At 58.3% G+C, this 20,054-nt stretch carries 20 protein-coding genes; 8 read left to right on the top strand and 12 right to left on the bottom strand.

Annotated features, from left to right (window positions below; genetic code table 11):
• Positions 1 to 70 precede the first annotated feature (70 nt).
• The 4 genes from ACLH1U_RS01050 to manX all read right to left on the bottom strand — a co-directional run bounded on the left by ACLH1U_RS01050 (position 71) and on the right by manX (position 3,284).
• Positions 71 to 529 carry a DUF986 family protein gene (locus ACLH1U_RS01050; RefSeq protein ID WP_023290218.1) on the bottom strand — a complete coding sequence of 153 codons (459 nt, stop codon included), beginning with the start codon at positions 527 to 529 and terminating at the stop codon, positions 71 to 73.
• 62 nt (positions 530 to 591) lie between these two features.
• Entirely contained in the window at positions 592 to 1,443 is an 852-nt protein-coding gene (locus tag ACLH1U_RS01055) for a PTS mannose transporter subunit IID (protein WP_004145526.1), read from the bottom strand.
• Positions 1,444 to 1,455: 12 nt separating this feature from the next.
• Positions 1,456 to 2,256, bottom strand: coding sequence for a PTS mannose/fructose/sorbose transporter subunit IIC (locus tag ACLH1U_RS01060; RefSeq protein WP_004203359.1), 801 nt, complete (start codon positions 2,254 to 2,256; stop codon positions 1,456 to 1,458).
• A 56-nt stretch (positions 2,257 to 2,312) separates the two neighbouring features.
• Positions 2,313 to 3,284 carry a PTS mannose transporter subunit IIAB gene (gene manX, locus ACLH1U_RS01065; protein ID WP_004203357.1) on the bottom strand — a complete coding sequence of 324 codons (972 nt, stop codon included), beginning with the start codon at positions 3,282 to 3,284 and terminating at the stop codon, positions 2,313 to 2,315.
• A 446-nt stretch (positions 3,285 to 3,730) separates the two neighbouring features.
• Between manX and yoaE the strand changes: the two genes are divergently transcribed.
• Positions 3,731 to 5,290: a CNNM family cation transport protein YoaE gene (gene yoaE / locus ACLH1U_RS01070; RefSeq protein WP_374014601.1), complete on the top strand. Its 1,560-nt coding sequence runs from the start codon at positions 3,731 to 3,733 to the stop codon at positions 5,288 to 5,290.
• Between the two features lie 36 nt (positions 5,291 to 5,326).
• Here the strand turns inward: yoaE and ACLH1U_RS01075 are convergent, their stop codons facing one another.
• The 4 genes from ACLH1U_RS01075 to pabB all read right to left on the bottom strand — a co-directional run bounded on the left by ACLH1U_RS01075 (position 5,327) and on the right by pabB (position 10,537).
• Positions 5,327 to 6,883 carry an EAL domain-containing protein gene (locus tag ACLH1U_RS01075; RefSeq protein ID WP_121935953.1) on the bottom strand — a complete coding sequence of 519 codons (1,557 nt, stop codon included), beginning with the start codon at positions 6,881 to 6,883 and terminating at the stop codon, positions 5,327 to 5,329.
• Positions 6,884 to 7,072: 189 nt separating this feature from the next.
• On the bottom strand, positions 7,073 to 8,437 hold the full coding sequence (gene sdaA / locus ACLH1U_RS01080) for an L-serine ammonia-lyase (RefSeq protein WP_004203344.1): 1,365 nt from the start codon (positions 8,435 to 8,437) through the stop codon (positions 7,073 to 7,075).
• Between the two features lie 162 nt (positions 8,438 to 8,599).
• Positions 8,600 to 9,178, bottom strand: a complete 579-nt coding sequence (locus tag ACLH1U_RS01085; protein ID WP_023290215.1) for a CoA pyrophosphatase — start codon at positions 9,176 to 9,178, stop codon at positions 8,600 to 8,602.
• Between the two features lie 3 nt (positions 9,179 to 9,181).
• Positions 9,182 to 10,537 (bottom strand): aminodeoxychorismate synthase component 1, encoded by a 1,356-nt coding sequence (gene pabB, locus ACLH1U_RS01090; protein WP_411298996.1) that lies wholly within the window; start codon positions 10,535 to 10,537, stop codon positions 9,182 to 9,184.
• A gap of 88 nt (positions 10,538 to 10,625) precedes the next feature.
• On the opposite strand from pabB, the gene ACLH1U_RS01095 reads away from it, so the two are divergent.
• Positions 10,626 to 10,811: a YoaH family protein gene (locus tag ACLH1U_RS01095; protein WP_004203339.1), complete on the top strand. Its 186-nt coding sequence runs from the start codon at positions 10,626 to 10,628 to the stop codon at positions 10,809 to 10,811.
• Here the strand turns inward: ACLH1U_RS01095 and ACLH1U_RS01100 are convergent, their stop codons facing one another.
• Positions 10,812 to 11,156, bottom strand: a complete 345-nt coding sequence (locus tag ACLH1U_RS01100; RefSeq protein ID WP_002910910.1) for a RidA family protein — start codon at positions 11,154 to 11,156, stop codon at positions 10,812 to 10,814.
• Positions 11,157 to 11,287: 131 nt separating this feature from the next.
• On the opposite strand from ACLH1U_RS01100, the gene ACLH1U_RS01105 reads away from it, so the two are divergent.
• The 5 genes from ACLH1U_RS01105 (at position 11,288) to rnd (ending at position 17,747) form a co-directional block, all read left to right on the top strand.
• Positions 11,288 to 13,198 (top strand): ATP-dependent DNA helicase, encoded by a 1,911-nt coding sequence (locus ACLH1U_RS01105; RefSeq protein ID WP_411298997.1) that lies wholly within the window; start codon positions 11,288 to 11,290, stop codon positions 13,196 to 13,198.
• Positions 13,199 to 13,343: 145 nt separating this feature from the next.
• Complete coding sequence (tsaB, locus tag ACLH1U_RS01110; protein ID WP_101861952.1) at positions 13,344 to 14,039, top strand: tRNA (adenosine(37)-N6)-threonylcarbamoyltransferase complex dimerization subunit type 1 TsaB; 696 nt, start codon at positions 13,344 to 13,346, stop codon at positions 14,037 to 14,039.
• 38 nt (positions 14,040 to 14,077) lie between these two features.
• The gene (locus tag ACLH1U_RS01115; RefSeq protein WP_194859641.1) at positions 14,078 to 14,659 is read left to right on the top strand and encodes a Slp family lipoprotein; all 582 of its coding nucleotides are present in this window, start codon (positions 14,078 to 14,080) and stop codon (positions 14,657 to 14,659) included.
• Between the two features lie 205 nt (positions 14,660 to 14,864).
• A complete protein-coding gene (fadD, locus tag ACLH1U_RS01120) occupies positions 14,865 to 16,550 on the top strand; it encodes a long-chain-fatty-acid--CoA ligase FadD (RefSeq protein WP_085551111.1) in 1,686 nt (561 codons plus the stop codon).
• An 81-nt stretch (positions 16,551 to 16,631) separates the two neighbouring features.
• Positions 16,632 to 17,747 carry a ribonuclease D gene (rnd, locus tag ACLH1U_RS01125; RefSeq protein ID WP_023290210.1) on the top strand — a complete coding sequence of 372 codons (1,116 nt, stop codon included), beginning with the start codon at positions 16,632 to 16,634 and terminating at the stop codon, positions 17,745 to 17,747.
• A gap of 77 nt (positions 17,748 to 17,824) precedes the next feature.
• On the opposite strand, the gene minE is transcribed toward rnd, so the two are convergent.
• From minE to minC, 3 genes are read right to left on the bottom strand one after another with little or no spacing between them, the layout of a single operon-like run.
• Entirely contained in the window at positions 17,825 to 18,094 is a 270-nt protein-coding gene (gene minE / locus ACLH1U_RS01130; protein WP_004103270.1) for a cell division topological specificity factor MinE, read from the bottom strand.
• Positions 18,095 to 18,097: 3 nt separating this feature from the next.
• Positions 18,098 to 18,910, bottom strand: a complete 813-nt coding sequence (gene minD / locus ACLH1U_RS01135; protein WP_002910900.1) for a septum site-determining protein MinD — start codon at positions 18,908 to 18,910, stop codon at positions 18,098 to 18,100.
• A 23-nt stretch (positions 18,911 to 18,933) separates the two neighbouring features.
• On the bottom strand, positions 18,934 to 19,632 hold the full coding sequence (gene minC, locus ACLH1U_RS01140; RefSeq protein ID WP_023290209.1) for a septum site-determining protein MinC: 699 nt from the start codon (positions 19,630 to 19,632) through the stop codon (positions 18,934 to 18,936).
• A gap of 126 nt (positions 19,633 to 19,758) precedes the next feature.
• On the opposite strand from minC, the gene ACLH1U_RS01145 reads away from it, so the two are divergent.
• A complete protein-coding gene (locus tag ACLH1U_RS01145; protein WP_004203320.1) occupies positions 19,759 to 20,040 on the top strand; it encodes a YcgL domain-containing protein in 282 nt (93 codons plus the stop codon).
• Positions 20,041 to 20,054: the final 14 nt, after the last annotated feature.

Raw genomic sequence — 20,054 nt, forward strand, 5'->3', positions numbered from 1 at the left:
AAATATAGCCATGGCTATATAATTCCCCAGACGAAATCTGAAAAAACATAGCGTTGGCTATATTTTTAAATCATTGAGTTGAAACGAGAAGTTTGTATATTTTTTCCAGATCGTCGATATTTCGTACGCGAATCAGCAGCCGCCGTTGCTCTAATTGCATCACCAGTACGCCGTCTTCGGATAAATTCATCTCTTTAATTCGCTGATATTCTATCCACACGTTGGCGAAGAAAAAGCCGCGCGGTTTAAAAATGATTTTCGGCGTACGGATCCAGAATAAATAGAGTCCCATCAGCGCCAGCGCAGATAATAGCCAGGTGGTGATCGCGGTGCCGTGCTGGGTGATGTTGTTATAGATCAGAATGGCGATGAGGCCGACAAAGATCATGCCGTCAACGCGGCTGCGGCGAAGCAGGGGGATGGCCAGCAGCACCGGGCCGTTGCGCCTCGGCATAATAAACTGGTCATACACCGCGTAGGCCAGTAGCGCAAGGATAAACAGGATGATCACCAGGTCCGTGAATGTCATTGCTTTGCGTTCCTCCTGATAAAAAAAAGCCGGGGGCAAGCCCCCGGCGTACAACCTGGAAATTACAGACCCAGCAGACCGACAGCGTAGCCCGCGATACCGATGACAAAGAAGCCAACGATGATCCACAGCGGGTTAACTTTCTTACGCAGCAGCCACATACAGGCGAAGGTCAACAGCAGCGGTACCAGGCCCGGCATCAGCTGGTCGAGGATCGTCTGCACCGTGGTGACGTGAACCTGTCCGTCAGAGCCGGTGATTTTTGACACCACCATCGGAATGTTCACGTGCGTCCACTTGTTAACCAGCGCCCCCATGACAAACAGGCCGAGGATTGACGCCCCCTCAGTCAGTTTCTGCAGGAAGCCGCCGCCCATATCTTTCACGATGTCCACGCCTTTGCGGTAACCGTAGGCGACGCCATAGTAGCGGGTCAGTAGTCGCACCGCGTTGAACAGGATAAAGAACAGCAGTGGTCCGAGCAAGCTTCCGCTCATCGCGATCCCGGCGCCTAAGGCCGCGAACACCGGACGCACCGTACCCCAGAAGATCGGGTCGCCGACGCCGGCCAGCGGCCCCATCAGACCGACTTTGATGCCGTTGATGGCGCCATCGTCAATCTCTGCGCCATTGGCGCGCTGCTCTTCCATCGCCAGCGTTACGCCCAGTACCGGCGCGGCAACGTAAGGATGGGTATTGAAGAACTCAAGGTGACGCTTAATCGCCTGCTTACGCGCATCGTTGTTCTCCGGGTAGAGACGACGAATCGCCGGAACCATAGAGAAGCAGAAGCCCAGCGCCTGCATACGTTCGAAGTTCCATGAACCCTGGAACAGGTTAGAACGAATGAACACGCCACGAATATCACTCTGAGTGAGTTTTTTCTCGGTGGTATTTTTAGTCATATCAACCATTTCGCTCACCTGTTAGTCCAGTTCGTTATCGAGGTCGTTGTTACCAGCCGCCTGAGCAGGGGCACCGGCGACGCGGTTATATTTCGGGCTCAGCTGGATGTAGAGGATTGCCATGACCGCGCCAATCACGCCCAGGGCCACCAGGTTGAAGTTGGTGAAGGCGGCGGTGACGAAGCCGAGGTAGAAGAACGGCATCAGGTAGCCCGCGCGCATCATATTGATGACCATCGCGTAACCCACAACCACGATCATGCCGCCGGCGATGTTCAGGCCGCTGGTAACCACTTCAGGGATCGCATTCAGCAGGCCCTGGACTTCGCTGGTACCGACGGAAATGGCCACGATGACGGCCGGGATAGCGATACGCATCGCCTGCAGGAACAGGGATGAGACGTGCAGCCACGACAGGGCGGTCAGGTTGCCATTCTCCGCCGCTTTATCCGCTGCGTGCTGGAAGGCTACGGTGATGGTACGCACGATGATGGTCAGCACCTGGCCTGCAGCCGCCAGCGGGATAGCCAGCGCGATGCCGGCGCCGATGCTCTGATGGCCGGCAATAACCAGAACGGTGGAAATAATGGACGCCAGCGCGGCATCAGGGGCAACCGCCGCACCGATGTTCATCCAGCCCAGGGCGATCATTTCCAGCGTACCGCCGATGATAATACCGGTTTTCATATCGCCGAGAACGGCGCCGATCAGCGTACAGGCGACCAGTGGACGGTGGAACTGAAATTCATCAAGCACCGACTCCATACCCGCAATACACGCGACGATGAACACCAGCACAATCTGAAGAAGGGTAATCTCCATTGTACTTCTCCTGTTGATTAAGTCTTAAAGTGAAAACTGGGGCGCGATCGTCCGGGTTATTTATCAACCTTGGCGATCAGATCCATCATTTTCAGTTTCGGGTCGGTGGACACTTTACGTGCCTCCAGCTCGATACCGCGTGCGTTCAGCTTGTTAAACGCCTCAATATCTTTGGCATCGACCGAAATCGCGTTGTTAACCTGGGTTTTGCCCTGGCGGAACGCCATACCGCCGATGTTGACGCTGGTGATTTTCACGCCGCCCTCGACGACGCGCTCAACGTCGGTCGGGTTAGTAAACAGCAGCATCACGCGCTGTCCGGCGTACATCGGGTTGTTGTAGACGCGGATCATTTTGGCGACGTCCACCACGTGGGCGGTGACGCCCGGCGGCGCAACCTGGGTCAACAGGGTTTTGCGCACGGTATCCGCGGCGACTTCGTCGCTGACGACGATGATGCGGGTGACGTTGGTCTCTTTGGTCCAGCGGGTGGCGACCTGACCATGGATCAGGCGGTCGTCGATACGCGCAAGGCCAATGACCATGTAGTCATTCGGGCCCATCGGTTTGGCCGGGGCGGCGGCTTTTGGCGCCGCGGCAGGAGCGGGCGCAGGGGCCGCTTTTTCCACCGGTTTGGCCTTCAGCGCTTTCACGCCTTCGCTGCCGGTCTCTACCGCTAAGGCGACCAGCTCATCAAAGGAAGGATCGTCATCGCGGGCCATGAAGGTTTCCACCAGCATCGGGATGTTAACGCCGGCGATGACTTCGTAATGCTCTTTATCGACGACAATGCGGCTCGCAGCGTTGAACGGGCTGCCTCCCCATGTATCGACGAGAAACAGCACGCCTTTACTGGTATCCAGTTTTGCCAACTGGGCATTGTATTTCTCGATCAGCGTTTCGGCGTTTTCACCCGGAACGAAATCGATCCAGCCAACGTTTTCCTGCTCGCCCAACAGCATCTCTGCTGTTTTCAGCAGCTGTTCTGCAGCCCAACCATGTGTGCCTATTACAATAGCAATCGTCACTTGCTACCTCCTTTATTATCGTGAATGCATCATCTGCTTTGATACATCCTGAATCACTCTTGAGGACAAAATCGATTCAGTTAGGGTGTAAGATAGAAAATAGTTACTACCGCGAATTATTTTAGACAGTGAAAAAATAATTAATGTGATGAAGATCCGTTAATCAGGCATCGCCTGGTAATAATTTTGCAGCGCAAAAAATAGCCTTAGTTATTGCAAATTCAGGTAAATCTTTTCCAATTTCGATCTATATTTTGCTATGTTTAACTTCCGTTTAATTACTCAGGAGTATAGGGCATAGCCCGCAGTATGGACCGTCATCGACGTCTTTTCACTTTCTGGCACCTGGTTGCCACCTCCACGCATCACGCTTATCTCTCAGCATCTATTGTCGCGTCCGTGCATGACATGGCGATGACTGACGTTGGCGCTAACCGGAGTCGCACATGGAATTGTTAATGGATCCCTCAATCTGGGCCGGCCTGTTGACGCTTATCGTTCTGGAAATTGTGCTCGGTATCGATAACCTGGTGTTTATTGCCATCCTGGCGGACAAGTTGCCGCCGAAGCAGCGTGATAAAGCGCGACTGATCGGCCTGTCGCTGGCGCTGGTGATGCGCCTGGGGCTGCTGTCGGTGATCTCCTGGATGGTGACGCTGACTAAACCGCTGATTACTATCGCCGATTTCTCCTTTTCCGGGCGTGACCTCATCATGCTGCTCGGCGGGATCTTCTTGCTGTTCAAGGCGACAACCGAGCTGCATGAACGGCTGGAAAACCGCCAGCATGACGCCGGTCACGGGAAAGGCTATGCCAGTTTCTGGGTGGTGGTACTGCAGATCGTGGTGCTGGATGCTGTCTTCTCTCTGGATGCGGTGATCACCGCGGTCGGGATGGTGAACCATCTGCCGGTGATGATGGCGGCGGTCGTGATCGCGATGATTATGATGCTGCTGGCGTCGAAGCCGTTGACGCGCTTTGTCAACCAGCACCCGACGGTGGTGGTGCTCTGTCTGAGCTTCCTGTTGATGATCGGCCTGAGCCTGGTGGCGGAAGGGTTTGGCTTCCATATTCCGAAAGGGTACCTGTATGCGGCGATCGGTTTCTCGATCATCATTGAATTCTTTAACCAGGTGGCGCGCCGCAACTTTGTTCGTCACCAGTCGACGCTGCCGCTGCGCGCCCGTACCGCGGATGCGATCCTGCGCCTGATGGGTGGCCGTAAACAGGCCTCCGTCAACCATGACGCCGACAGCCCGACGTCGGTGCCGGTACCGGAGGGCGCCTTTGCGGAAGAAGAGCGCTACATGATTAACGGCGTGCTGACGCTGGCTCAGCGCTCTCTGCGCAGCATCATGACTCCGCGCGGGGAAATCAGCTGGGTGGACGCTGAGCAGAGTGAAGATGAAATTCGCCGTCAGCTGCTTTCGTCGCCGCACAGTCTGTTCCCGGTCTGCCGCGGAGAACTGGACGAAATCATTGGCATCGTGCGGGCGAAAGAGATGCTGGTGGCCCTGGAGTCGGGCGAAAACGTCGCGGCGCTGGCCTCCGCCTCTCCGGCGATTGTGGTGCCTGAAACGCTGGACCCGATCAATCTGCTCGGCGTCCTGCGTCGCGCGCGCGGCAGTTTCGTCATCGTGACCAATGAATTTGGCGTGGTGCAGGGGCTGGTGACGCCGCTGGACGTCCTGGAAGCGATCGCCGGTGAATTCCCGGACGCCGATGAGACGCCGGAGATCATTATCGATGGCGACGGCTGGCTTATTAAGGGGTCGACCGACCTGCATGCGCTGCAGCAGGCGCTGGGGCTGGATCCGCTGATCAATGACGATGAGGATATTGCCACCGTTGCCGGTCTGGTGATCTCCGCCAATGGCCATATCCCGCGCATTGGCGACGTGGTGTCGCTGCCGCCGCTGCATTTCACCGTGGTGGAAGCGAATGACTACCGGGTCGATCTGGTTCGCGCGGTGGTCACCCGTCCGCCGAGCGACGAAGAAGAATAATCGTCCTGCGCGCCGGTCCCAGTGGGGGCCGGCGAGTTATTCTGTTGCCTCTTGACTGGCCAGCCACGCCGGGAACGCCTCCACCGGCATCGGCCGCGCATAATAAAACCCCTGCAGCACATCGACGCCGTGGTTTCTGAGGTAGCTTTCCTGCTCCAGCGTCTCCACCCCTTCGGCAACGGTAATAATATTCAGCCGGTTGGCGAGGGAGATAATGATATCGGTCACCGTGGCATTGACGCTGTCTATCCCCACCGAGCTGGTAAACGAGCGGTCAATCTTCAGCACGTCCGGGCGCAGTTTTTCCAGCCATGAGAGCGAACTGTTGCCGGTGCCAAAGTCATCGATCGCCAGCTGTACGCCTTTCAGGTGCAGATCTTCGGCCATATGCTGGTCGCCATCCTGCAGGACATCGCGTTCGGTCAGCTCGACCACCAGCTGTTGTACCGGGTTCATGCTGAACCAGTAATTATGCAGGTCATGCAGCAGTAAGCCGTTGGCGAAGTGGCGGGCAGCGACGTTAATGGCGATATGAAATTGGCGGTCGCTGGGAAAAGCATCCAGACGGCGGGCGGTTTCGGCAATGACGTAGCGGGTGAGGGGGATGATCAGATTGTCCCCTTCGGCGATGGGAATAAACACCTCCGGCGAAATCGCTCCGCGGCGAGGGTTGTTCCAGCGCAGCAGGATCTCCACCCCGCAGCAGCGGCCGCTGCGCGCATCCTGCAGCGGCTGGCACCAGAGGGCAAACTCCCGGGCGGAAATACCGAGGCTTATCTCCCGCGAGAAGCTCATTCTTCCGGCGGTGGCCAGCCAGGCGATGCCGGTCATTAGCAGGCTGAAGATCAGCGCCAGCGGCAGCTCGCCGGGCAGTTCTTCGAGGGCGATTGTCGAGGCGCCAGGGCCGTTGATGTTGATGGTAAACGGAAACTCGCTAGAGCGTTGGCGATAAATCACCGTTCCCTGCGGGGTATGCGTTTTATCGAGAAGCCCATCGCGGCTGCTAAAATAACGATCGCCAACCTGCAGGCTGACGTCGCTTATCAGGGATGATTTTTCGTTGAGAATTAAGGTCCCCAGCAGCTCGATATTGACAATCAACATCACGCCGTCCTGGCCGCTTTCCGGGGTGGGGTACCACTGGATCAATACCGGCGTCCCTTTAAGCAGCGATTTTTCGGTTGAAAAGAGTAATAAAGGATGGGGGGCTGGCAGCGAGGGCTGCAGCTGGTGTAAATCCGCCTGCCGTTGCCCGAAAATACTCGAACAGTAAACGATACCGTCCTTCACGAGGACGACGGAACGAACGGTCTGCAACGAGGCTGCCATTTTGCGCAGGGTCAGATGGATATCCGGGCAGCGTTTGCCCACCAGAGGAAGCAGGGTGGTGCGCTCCGCGCTCAGCGGGCGCAGGATATTATTTAGCGCCGCCACCCGCTGGCTGGCGGCCGTGCGAATATAGTCTTCATTTTCGCTACGCTGCGAAATAAATCGGATGGCTAAGGTGGCGCCCAGGGTCACCAGGGCGACCAGCAGGCAGACTATAATGCGTTTGCGGCGATAGGCCGTAATGACTTTTTGTGCAGTCTGCATGTGCGACACCCTGTCGACAGGACGAGTGGTTAAGCGTGGCTTATTTAATAGAGCAATTGTAGTGGCAGAATATCGCCAGGTATAGAAAAAAGAAAATGCGCCACGGAGGGCGCATCAGGAAGGCAGGGGCTTTTAGTTACCCTCGCTCCGCGCCTGCGCCCCGGGAGGCGGCAGGCGAAAGCCAACATGTTAGTCACACTGAACTTTAATCGCCAGGCCGCCTCGCGAGGTTTCGCGGTACTTGGCGTTCATGTCTTTGCCGGTTTCGTACATGGTCTCGATCACTTTATCGAGCGAGACGCGCGGTTCGCTGGTGCGGCGCATCGCCATCCGCGCGGCGTTGATCGCTTTCACGGAGGCGATGGCGTTACGTTCTATGCACGGCACCTGTACCTGGCCGGCGACCGGGTCGCAGGTCAGGCCGAGGTTGTGTTCCATGCCGATCTCCGCCGCCACGCAGACCTGCTCCGGGCTGGCGCCGAGCAGTTCAGCCAGACCCGCCGCCGCCATCGAGCAGGCGACGCCCACTTCGCCCTGACAGCCGACTTCGGCGCCGGAAATGGAGGCATTCATCTTGTACAGCGCGCCGATCGCACCGCAGGCCATAAAGTAGCGGATATAGATCTCCGGGCTGACGGATTCGATAAAGTGATCGTAATAGGCGAGTACCGCCGGAACGATGCCGCAGGCGCCGTTGGTCGGCGCGGTCACCACGCGACCGCCGGCGGCGTTCTCTTCATTGACCGCCAGCGCGAACATGTTGACCCAGTCAACGACGTTCATCGGATCGCTGGAGAGCTTATCGCTGGCCACCAGCAGACGACGCAGCGCCGAGGCGCGACGCGGCACGCGCAGCGGGCCAGGCAGCACGCCTTCGGTGTTCATGCCGCGGTCGATACAGGCGCGCATGGTCTGCCAGACATTAGCGAAATAGTCCTCGATCTCTTTTTTGCTGTGCAGCGCCAGCTCGTTCTGCATCACCATCCCGGAGAGCGACAGGCCGGTCTCTTTGCAGTAGGCCAGCATTTCCTGCGCCGATTTAAACGGGTAGGGCACCTGCAGTTCGTTGGCGTTTTCTTTGCCGAAGTGCTCTTCGTCGACGATAAAGCCGCCGCCAATCGAGTAATAGGTCTTGCAGTAGATCTCTTTCTCGCCGGCCCAGGCATGAATGGTCATGCCGTTTTCGTGCAGCGGCAGATTGTCGCTGCGAAAACGCATGCCGTCATCCGCCGGGAAGTCGACCTCGTGCTGACCGTTGGCCAGCAGCAGACGGCCGCGTGTCTCGACGTCACGGATAAATGCCGGTATCGCGTCTATATCGACCGTATCGGGCTGATTGCCCGCCAGTCCCATGATAATGGCGATGTCCGTATGGTGGCCTTTGCCGGTTAATGACAGCGAACCGTAGACGTCAACCGCCACGCGGGTCACTGCATTAAGCAATCCTTTTTCGACCAGGTCATCGACGAACTGTTTACCGGCCTTCATCGGGCCAACAGTGTGGGAAGATGAGGGACCAATCCCCACCTTGAACATGTCGAATAGACTAATCACGATAATACTCCTGACAGGGTTACCGCGGGTGCGGTAACGATGTAATAACTGCGCATAGTGTAAGAGGGAAGCGCCCTGTCAGTTCAACTATTCACATGAATTAAACTAATGGATAACCGCGATTTTACTAATAGTGAGAGCGCCCTCTCATAATCAGTATAGCTAAGGGCGCGCGCCTATCTGCAGCGCCAGCTCGCGAATGATCCCGGCGGTCATCCCCCAGACAAAATAATGCTGGTACCAGGAGAGCCAGACGCGGTGGTCGTTGCCCCGGCGGTGGATATCGAGCGGATGATAGCGCCCGAGGCGCAGGGCCTCGGCGAGCGGCATTTCAAATACCGCGGAGACTTCGTCCTGGCTGGCGTGATAGTGCAGATCCGGCGGAATAATACCCACCACCGGCGTCACCTGGAAGCCGGTGACGCTGTCCACCGGCGGCAGAACGCCAATCACCTCAACCGTCTCCGGCGGGATCGCCACCTCTTCCTGGGCTTCGCGCAGAGCGGCGGCGATAAGAGTCGCATCGGTATTATCTACCGCCCCGCCGGGAAAGGCGACCTGGCCGGCGTGCTTGCGCAGCAGCGGCGAGCGCTGGGTCAGCAGCAGGCCAGGCTGCGGCCGGCGCACGATCGGCACCAGTACCGCCGCCTGCCGCTGATTGAGCGCATGGCGCGAAGGCTGAGGGCGCAGCAGCTGGAAGCGGGACAGAAAATCATCCAGATTGAGGGCGTGGTCCGCCATGGTCTAGTTCTCCAGTTGGTGCAGGATACGATTAACTTTATCAAAAGTTTCCTGATATTCCGCATCTTCCTCGCTGTCCGCGACGATACCGCCCCCGGCGGAGCAATACAGTTGCCCCTGCCAGGCCGTCAGGGTGCGAATGGTGATGCTGGTATCCATATTGCCGCAATAGCTCAGATAGCCGACGCTCCCGCACCAGGCGTTGCGTCGCTGGGGTTCCAGTTCATCAATAATCTCCATCGCCCGTACCTTCGGCGCGCCGGTGATCGACCCTCCGGGGAAGGCGGCGCGCAGCAGATCGCTGGCATGAAGCGTCGCCGGCAGGCGGGCGGTGATGGTGCTGACCAGATGATGGACCGCCGGGAACGGCTCCACGACGAACAGCTCGGGGACCCGCACGCTGCCCGGGACGGCGACGCGGCCGATGTCATTGCGCATCAGGTCGACAATCATTAAATTCTCAGCGCGGTCTTTCGGCGAGTTCGCCAGCTTCTCCGCCTGCTGCGCATCCGCCAGCGGCGAATCGAGCCGCGGCAGGGTGCCCTTAATCGGGCGCGTCTGGATCTCACCCTGGCGGAGCTGAATAAATCGCTCCGGCGACAGGCTTAAAATCGCCCCTTCCGCAAGGCGGATGAAGGCGCTAAAGGGGGCGCGGTTGGCGGCGTTCAGCCGGCGGAAGGCCTGCCATTCATCCCCGACGTAGCGGGCCTGAAAACGCTGGGCGAGGTTGACCTGATAGCAGTCACCGCTGCGCAGATAGGCCTGCACCTGACGAAATTTCTCGCCATACTGCTGGCGGTTCATATTTGACTGCCAGGCCGAGGTCAGGGCGAAGGTTTCACCCGGCGTCGGCGTTTGCGCCTCCAGCCACTGCAGACGCTGCTGCGGGTCGTCATAGCTGAGCAGCGACACCTGCTGGCGCTGATGGTCGACGATCAGCGCCCAGTCATAAATCCCCACCGCCATATCCGGCAGCGCGATATCGGCCTGCGCGGCAGCGGGAAGTCGCTCAAAACGGCGGCCCAGATCGTAACCGAAAAGCCCCAGCGCGCCGCCAAGAAACGGCAGATCCTCATGGGGCTTCGGCGTGAACGGCTGACGATCCAGCTGCTGCTGAAGCAGTTGCAGCGGATCGTCAGCCGAGACACAAACGGTCTCGCCGTCATCGATCCAGGTCTGTTCACCGCGCGTCAGCAACGTGGCGCGCGGGGCCGCCACCAGAATATCAAAACGGTTATGCGGATGGTCGGCAAAGCCGGAATGCAGCAGCATCGCCCAGGGCGTGGCGCTTAACGGCGTAAAATAGTATTCGGCGGCATCCGGGCGCCAGGGCAGGGTAATAATCGCGGGGGACAACATCTTTCTCGATCCTGAACGTTACCGTCCCTCTGGCGTAGGCGGGGACGGCGTGAAATAATTACGCCCCACAATGTAGCAGGAGTACAAGATGTTTGCAGGTTTACCTTCGCTGAGCCACGAGCAACAGCAAAAAGCGGTCGAACGTATCCAGGAACTGATGGCCCAGGGGATGAGCAGCGGCCAGGCGATTGCCCTGGTGGCGGAAGAGCTACGCGCGACGCATACCGGCGAACGGATCGTCGCGCGCTTTGAAGATGAAGACGAAGACGAGTAATTACACCGCGGCGATGATTTTGATCTCAACTTTATATTGCGGGTTCATCAGCGTCGCTTCCACCGTGCAGCGCACCGGGGCGTGACCGGCTACCACCCAGGCGTCCCAGGCTTTATTCATCGCCGCAAAGTCGCTTTTGTCGGCAAGGAAAATAGTGGCGTCAAGAATACGCGACTTGTCGCTGCCCTGTTTTTCCAGCACCGCGTCAATCTGCGCCAGGGTGTTGGCGGTCTGCTCGAAGGCATCGGCATCAAGATTCGCCGGTACGCCGGTGTAGTAAAGGGTCTGATTGTGGATCACCACATCTGACCAGCGGGCTTCGGCATCAATACGCGTAATTGTCATTTCTCATTCCTCTTTGAGCATTCCATTCGGCAGCGGCAAGACTGCCATAATGTTCCGCTCGCGTCACTACCCGGACTGGCGAAACGCCGTCCTCCCTGACATAATCACTGTCCAAATAACCAGGGGGCAATGTGATCGACGATTTTGCAGCAGACGGCCAGCTAGCCAAAGCCATACCGGGATTTAAACCGCGCGAGCCGCAGCGCCAGATGGCGGTGGCGGTCAGCGAAGCGATTGAGGCCTCCCGGCCGCTGGTGGTGGAAGCGGGGACCGGAACCGGTAAAACCTACGCTTACCTGACGCCGGCGCTGCGGGCGAAAAAAAAGGTGATTATCTCCACCGGGTCGAAAGCGCTGCAGGATCAGCTCTACAGCCGCGATCTGCCCACCGTCGCCAAAGCGCTCAAATTCACCGGCAAACTGGCGCTGCTAAAAGGGCGCTCCAACTACCTGTGCCTCGAACGCCTGGAACAGCAGGCGCTGGCTGGCGGCGATCTGCCGGTGCAAACCCTCAGCGACGTGATCCTCCTGCGCTCCTGGTCGAACCAAACCCAGGATGGCGATATCAGCACCTGCGCCAGCGTGGCGGAAGATTCCCAGGCCTGGCCGCTGGTCACCAGCACCAACGATAACTGCCTTGGCAGCGACTGTCCGCTGTATAAAGATTGCTTCGTGGTGAAGGCGCGTAAAAAAGCGATGGACGCCGACGTGGTGGTGGTCAACCATCATCTGTTTCTTGCCGATATGGTGGTCAAAGAGAGCGGCTTTGCCGAACTGATCCCCGAGGCGGAGGTGATGATTTTCGACGAAGCCCATCAGCTGCCGGATATCGCCAGCCAGTACTTTGGCCAGTCGCTTTCCAGCCGCCAGCTGCTGGATCTGGCGAAAGACATCACCATTGCCTACCGCACCGAACTGAAAGACACCCAGCAGCTGCAAAAATGCGCCGACCGCCTCGCGCAAAGCGCCCAGGATTTTCGCCTGCAGCTGGGGGACCCGGGCTACCGCGGCAACCTGCGCGAGCTGCTGGCGGACAGCCACATTCAGCGGGCGCTGCTGCTGCTCGATGATGCTCTTGAACTGTGTTACGACGTCGCCAAACTTTCGCTGGGGCGCTCGGCGCTGCTCGACGCCGCCTTTGAGCGCGCCACGCTTTATCGCGGGCGTCTGAAGCGGCTGAAAGAGATCAATCAGCCGGGCTACAGCTACTGGTATGAGTGCACCTCGCGCCACTTTACCCTTGCGCTGACGCCGTTGACCGTGGCCGAGAAGTTTAAAGAGGTGATGGCGCAGAAGTCGGGAAGCTGGATCTTTACCTCGGCGACGCTGTCGGTAAATGACGATCTACACCACTTCACCGCCCGGCTGGGGATCGACGAGGCGCAGACTCTGCTGCTGCCTAGCCCCTTTGACTATCAGCATCAGGCGCTGCTCTGCGTACCGCGTAATCTACCGCTGCCGAACCAGCCCGGCGCGGCGCGTCATCTGGCGGCCATGCTTAAACCGCTGATCGAGGCTAACGACGGTCGCTGCTTTATGCTGTGTACTTCGCACGCCATGATGCGCGATCTGGCGGAGCAGTTCCGCGCCACCATGACCCTGCCGGTGCTGCTGCAGGGAGAGACCAGTAAAGGCCAGCTGCTGCAGCAGTTCGTCAGCGCCGGCAACGCCCTGCTGGTGGCCACCAGCAGCTTCTGGGAAGGGGTCGATGTGCGCGGAGACGCGCTGTCGCTGGTGATCATCGATAAGCTGCCGTTTACCTCGCCGGACGACCCGCTGCTGAAAGCGCGGATGGAAGATTGCCGGCTACGCGGCGGCGATCCGTTCGATGAAGTGCAGCTCCCGGACGCGGTGATCACCCTCAAGCAGGGGGTGGGCCGGCTGATCCGCGATATCGACGACCGTGGGGTGCTGGTTATCTGTGACAATCGGCTGGTGATGCGCCCTTACGGCGCGGTGTTCCTGGCCAGCCTGCCGCCCGCGCCGCGGACCCGCGATATCCGCCGGGCGGTGCGCTTCCTCGCCGTGCCGCCGGCAAGGTAATCCGCCCTAAAATGTGTTAAGCTGCGCGCCATTTTGTTAATTAGCGGTTCCCACTAGACTTCGGGCGGTGTGGCGACGGATTGACCGTCTGCCGGTAAACAGGCTGCCTGAAGGCCTGAACTATGTAACGAGAGCGTGACCACCCATGCGAATTTTGGCTATCGATACCGCCACAGAGGCCTGCTCCGCGGCGCTGTGGAATGATGGCACCCTTAGTGCTCATTTCGAAATTTGTCCCCGCGAACACACCCAACGTATCCTGCCGCTGGTGCAGGAGGTTCTCACCGAGAGCGGCACCACCCTGACCGAGCTGGACGCGCTGGCCTTTGGCCGCGGCCCGGGCAGCTTTACCGGCGTGCGTATCGGCATCGGTATCGCCCAGGGGCTGGCGCTCGGCGCGGAGCTGCCGATGATCGGCGTTTCCACGCTGGCCACCATGGCGCAAGGCGCCTGGCGCAAAACCTGCGCCACCCGCGTGCTGGCGGCGATTGACGCCAGGATGGGTGAAGTCTACTGGGCTGAGTACCAGCGCGACGAGCAGGGCGTCTGGCACGGCGAAGAGACGGAAGCGGTGCTCAAACCGGACGCGGTGGCCGAACGGCTGGCGCAGCTTTCCGGCGAATGGGCCACCGTCGGCACCGGCTGGCAGGCGTGGCCGGATCTGGCGAAAGAGAGCGGACTGACCTTAAGCAGCGGCGAAATTGAACTGCCGGCGGCAGAGGATATGCTGCCGTTAGCCTGTTATCTGCTGGCGGCAGGGAAAACCGTGGCCGTGGAGAAAGCGGAGCCGGTTTATTTGCGTAACGAGGTGGCGTGGAAGAAACTTCCGGGCCGCGAGTGAATCTCAGTAACAAGAAGACTGAGAAAAGGAGTCGCATCATGGCGGGTCAAAAACAGGGCGTTCGCTGGCTGCTGGGCGCGGCGGTTGCCGTTGCGCTGAGCGGCTGCGTATCGGTGCCGGATGCCATCAAAGGCGCCAGCCCCACGCCGCAGCAGGATTTGGTGCGGGTGATGAACGCCCCGCAGCTGTACGTTGGTCAGGAAGCGCGCTTTGGCGGCAAGGTGGTCAACGTGCAGAACCAGCAGGGTAAAACCCGCTTAGAAATCGCTACCGTGCCGCTGGACAGCGGTGCGCGGCCGGAACTGGGCGAACCCTCGCGCGGGCGAATCTTTGCCGATGTTAACAGCTTCCTCGATCCGGTGGACTTCCGGGGTCAGCTGGTGACCGTGGTCGGGCCGATTGCCGGGGTGGTCGACGGCAAAGTGGGTAGCACGCCCTACAAATTTATGCTGATGAACGCCACCGGCTACAAACGCTGGAACGTGGTGCAGCAGGTGGTGATGCCCCCGCAGCCCATCGACCCGTGGATGCTGGGTCCCCGCCCCTGGGGGTACGGCTATGGCGGATGGGGATGGTACAACCCCGGCCCTGCTGAGGTAAGAAACGTTGTAACTGAATGATTTTGTTGTTTTTGTTAGTTCAAAGAAACAGCGGCCAGTCCGCTGTTTCTTTGTTTTCAGTCGAATAAGAAAAAAAATAGTGACGCGCTTCGCAACCTGCTCATTGCCTAATTAATAAACTGGTACGCTGAGTTAATATAATGTTAACAAAATGTATTTCCCAGGGGCTGTGATGACGACGAATAACTATTTCAGAGGTGATGCAGTGAAAAAGGTTTGGCTAAACCGTTATCCCGCAGATGTTCCGGCGGAGATAAATCCTGACCGCTATCAATCCCTGGTTGAACTGTTTGAACATGCCACCACCCGCTACGCCGACCAACCGGCGTTTATCAATATGGGTGAAGTGATGACCTACCGTAAGCTGGAAGAGCGCAGTCGCGCCTTCGCCGCTTACCTTCAGGAGGGCTTAGGGTTACAGAAGGGCGATCGGGTGGCCCTGATGATGCCTAACCTGCTGCAGTATCCGGTGGCCCTGTTTGGCATCCTGCGCGCCGGGATGATCGTGGTCAACGTCAACCCCTTATATACCCCGCGTGAACTGGAGCATCAGCTCAACGACAGCGGCGCGGCGGCGATCGTCATCGTCTCCAACTTTGCCCATACCCTGGAAAAAGTGGTGGCGAAGACCCAGGTGAAACACGTGATCCTGACGCGCATGGGCGATCAGCTCTCCACCGCCAAAGGCACGCTGGTGAACTTTGTGGTCAAGTACATCAAGCGCCTGGTGCCGAAGTACCATCTGCCGGATGCCATCTCGTTTCGCAGCGCGCTGCAGCACGGCTATCGCATGCAGTACGTGAAGCCGGAGATCGTAGCGGAAGATCTGGCGTTTCTGCAGTACACCGGGGGCACTACCGGGGTGGCTAAAGGGGCGATGCTGACCCATCGCAACATGCTGGCCAACCTCGAGCAGGTCAATGCCACCTACGGCCCGCTGCTGCATCGCGGCAAAGAGTTCGTGGTGACCGCGCTGCCGCTGTATCACATTTTCGCCCTCACCATGAACTGCCTGCTGTTTATCGAGCTGGGCGGGCAGAATCTGCTGATCACCAACCCGCGCGACATACCCGGACTGGTGAAGGAGCTGGCGAAATATCCCTTTACCGCCATGACCGGGGTCAATACCCTGTTCAACGCCTTGCTGAACAACAAAGAGTTCCAGCAGCTTGATTTCTCCTCGCTGCACCTCTCCGCCGGCGGCGGCATGCCGGTGCAGCAGGCGGTGGCTGAGCGCTGGGTGAAACTGACCGGGCAATATCTGCTTGAGGGCTACGGACTGACCGAGTGTTCGCCTCTGGTCAGCGTCAACCCCCACGATATCGACTACCACAGCGGCAGCATTGGTCTGCCGGTGCCTTCCACCGAAGCCAAACTGGTGGATGATGACGATAACGAAGTGGCGCCGGGCCAGCCTGGCGAACTCTGTATCAAGGGGCCGCAGGTGATGCTGGGCTACTGGCAGCGACCTGACGCGACGGATGAGATCATCAAGAACGGCTGGCTGCACACCGGGGATATTGCGGTGATGGATGAAGAGGGGTTCCTGCGCATCGTCGATCGGAAAAAAGATATGATCCTGGTGTCGGGTTTTAACGTCTATCCGAATGAAATCGAAGATGTGGTCATGCAGCACAGCGGCGTGCTGGAGGTGGCGGCCATCGGCGTGCCGTCCGGCAGCAGCGGCGAAGCGGTGAAGATCTTCGTGGTGAAGAAAGATGCCGCGTTAACCGAAGAAGCGCTGATTACGTTCTGCCGACGCCATTTGACCGGCTATAAGGTGCCGAAACTGGTGGAATTCCGTGACGAACTGCCGAAATCCAACGTCGGGAAAATTTTGCGGCGAGAACTGCGTGACGAAGCGCGCGCTAAAGTGGACAATAAAGGCTGAGTAACGAATGAGTCGCCAGACGCCGGCTACGCCGGCGTTTTTTATGGGCGCAAGTTAAGAGAGTATGCTTTGAACTATCAGATGATCACCACCGACGATGGCCTGCGCGCTGTCTGCGAAGCGGCAAGCGCGGCCTCCGCCGTCGCTCTGGATACGGAATTTGTCCGTACCCGCACCTATTACCCGCAGCTGGGCCTGCTGCAGCTGTTCGACGGCCACCAGGTCTCTCTGATCGATCCCTTGACGATTAACGACTGGGCGCCGATGCGCGACCTGCTGCTCAATCCGGATGTGACCAAATATCTGCATGCCGGCAGCGAAGATTTAGAAGTCTTCCTCAACGCGTTCAACCTGATGCCGCAGCCGCTGATCGACACCCAGATCCTGGCGGCCTTCTGCGGTCGGCCGATGTCCTGGGGCTTTGCCTCGATGGTGGAAGAGTATTCCGGGGTCGCGCTGGACAAAAGCGAATCCCGCACCGACTGGCTGGCGCGACCGCTGACCGAGCGTCAGTGTGAATACGCTGCGGCCGACGTCTGGTACCTGCTGCCGATCGCCAGCCAATTAATGGCGGAGACCGATCGCGCGGGCTGGCTATCGGCGGCACTGGACGAATGTCGCCTGATGCAGCAGCGCCGTCAGGAGGTGGTCGACCCGGCCGAGGCCTGGCGCGATATCGGCAACGCCTGGCAGCTGCGTACCCGCCAGCTGGGCTGCCTGCAGCTGCTGGCGGAGTGGCGTCTGCGCAAAGCGCGTGAGCGCGACCTGGCGGTGAACTTTGTGGTGCGGGAAGAGCATCTGTGGAGCGTGGCGCGCTATATGCCCACCAGCCTCGGCGAGCTCGACAGCCTCGGGTTGTCCGGTAGCGAAATTCGCTTCCATGGCAAAACGCTGATCGGCCTGGTCGAGAAAGCCCAGGCGCTGCCGGAGTCGTCGCTGCCGGCGCCGCTGCAGAATCTGATCGACATGCCGGGCTACCGCAAAGCCTTTAAAGAGATTAAAGCGCTGGTGCAGGAAGTGAGCGCGGAGAAGGGCGTAAGCGCGGAGCTGCTGGCGTCGCGTCGACAGATCAACCAGCTGCTGAACTGGCACTGGCAGCTGAAAACGCAGGCCGCTGAACCTGAGCTGATTTCCGGTTGGCGTGGTGAGCTGATGGGCGAACGGCTGAAGAGGCTGTTAAACGACTATCCGCGCTAGCGGGCGGTCTGGTTCAGGCTGTAAAAAAACCGGCGGCGCGTGGCGTAGCCGGTTTTTTTTCGGGATGGAACAGCAGGTCAGGGTTTCGACTCTTCCGTTTCGGGTAGGGTCACGTTCAGCTCAAGAATGGAAATATCACCGTCCCGTTGCTCCAGCTGCACGCTGACCATCTCCGGGTCGATCTGCACGTATTTACAGATCACTTCCAGGATATCTTTGCGCAACTGCGGCAGGTAATGCGGCTCCGCGTCCCCGCGGCGGCGCTCGGCGACGATGATTTGCAGGCGTTCTTTCGCAATATTAGCCGTGTTCTTTTTTCGCGAGAGAAAAAAGTCGAGTAAAGCCATAATTTATCCTCCGAACAGGCGTTTGAGGAATCCTTTCTTCTCTTCTTCAATGAAGCGGAAAGGGCGTTCTTCTCCGAGCAGACGTTCAACGGTATCGGCATAGGCTTTGCCTGCGTCCGACGCGGCATCGAGGATCACGGGCTCACCCTGGTTGGATGCGCGCAGGACTGACTGGTCTTCCGGGATCACGCCCACCAGGTTGATGCGCAGAATCTCCAGCACGTCTTCCATGCTCAGCATATCGCCTTTATTGACGCGGCCTGGATTGTAGCGGGTCAGCAGCAGGTGCTCTTTGATCGGCTCTTCGCCATTTTCCGCGCGGCGGGATTTGGAGGCGAGAATGCCAAGGATACGGTCGGAGTCGCGAACGGAGGAGACTTCCGGGTTGGTGGTGATAATGGCTTCATCAGCGAAATAGAGCGCCATCAGCGCACCGGTTTCAATGCCTGCCGGGGAATCACAGACGATGAAATCGAACTCCATCTTCTTCAGTTCTTCGAGAACTTTGTCGACGCCTTCGCGGGTCAGGGCGTCTTTATCCCGGGTCTGGGAAGCCGGGAGAATGTAGAGGTTTTCCGTGCGCTTATCTTTGATCAGCGCTTGGTTCAATGTGGCATCGCCCTGGATGACGTTGACGAAATCATAAACGACGCGACGTTCGCAGCCCATAATCAGGTCGAGGTTACGCAGGCCGATGTCGAAGTCGATAACGACGGTTTTCTTTCCCTTCTGGGCCAAACCTGTAGCGATGGCCGCGCTGGAGGTGGTCTTGCCAACGCCCCCTTTACCCGAAGTCACAACAATAATGCGTGCCATAGAAATTCCTTGTTAAAAAGGGATTAATTTAACGGTTGAATTGTCAAAGCGCTTTCGCCTAAACGCAGGCGTGCCGCTTTGCCATAAAATTCGGCCGGGATGTTATCGCTCAGCCAATATTCCCCGGCGATGGAGACCAGCTCCGCCGCAAGGTGGGTACAAAATATCTGGGCGTCTCTGTCGCCACCGGCGCCTGCCAATGCGCGTCCTCGCATCATGCCATATACATGGATATTGCCGTCAGCGATAAGTTCCGCGCCGGCACTCACATGATTTGTAACAATAAGATCACAGTGTGGCGCATAAATGCGCTGACCGGAACGTACCGGCTGGTCAATCAAACGCGTTTTTGTGATCTGGTTAGCAACTGGCGGCGGCGGGGCAGGTTCGGACGGTGCCGGACGAGGGGCTTTTTCTTTCCCTTCGGTTAATAACGGGATACCGGCGCGGTCGATTTCGGTTTTCAGGCGCGGGATTTTGCATCCGCTGACGCCCATAATACGTAAACCGGTCGCGGCGATAGCCTCGTTGACGGCGCGCCATTCGACACTCTCCTCGACGCTGGCGATATTCACCACCACCGGAGCATGGCGTAAAAAGGCGGGAGCCTGGGCGATTTTGTCTTCTAACGCCTGACGAATAACCTCGGGATTTGCATCGTGCAAATGAACGACAGATAACGTGAAGCTACTGCCTTTAAGTTCGATTGGCGTATTTGACATCCTGGCCTTACTCAATTTGCTGTTTATCGACCGCCGAAGTGCGGTGATATTCCGAAGACTAAAAGGCATGTTATAGTCACTCATATATTGAGGCAAGTGACCACGGGTCTAATTCCGAGTAAAACTATGTTTTGTGTGATCTATCGAAGTACTAAACGTGAACAAACCTATTTATACGTCGAAAAAAAGGACGATTTCTCACGCGTTCCTGACGAGCTGATGCGCGGCTTCGGCACGCCGCAAATGGCGATGCTGCTGCCGCTGGATGGGCGCAAAAAACTGGTTAACGCCGACCTCGAAAAAGTGAAACAGGCGTTAAGCGAACAGGGCTATTACCTGCAACTTCCTCCGCCGTCTGAAAATCTACTAAAGAAACACCTGGCGGAACAGGGGAAACAATCCGATTAACCCACGAGGGAAAA

This window comes from Klebsiella sp. 1SOBk5mer (assembly GCF_046603115.1).
In the GTDB taxonomy this organism is placed as follows: Bacteria; Pseudomonadota; Gammaproteobacteria; order Enterobacterales; family Enterobacteriaceae; genus Klebsiella; species Klebsiella quasipneumoniae.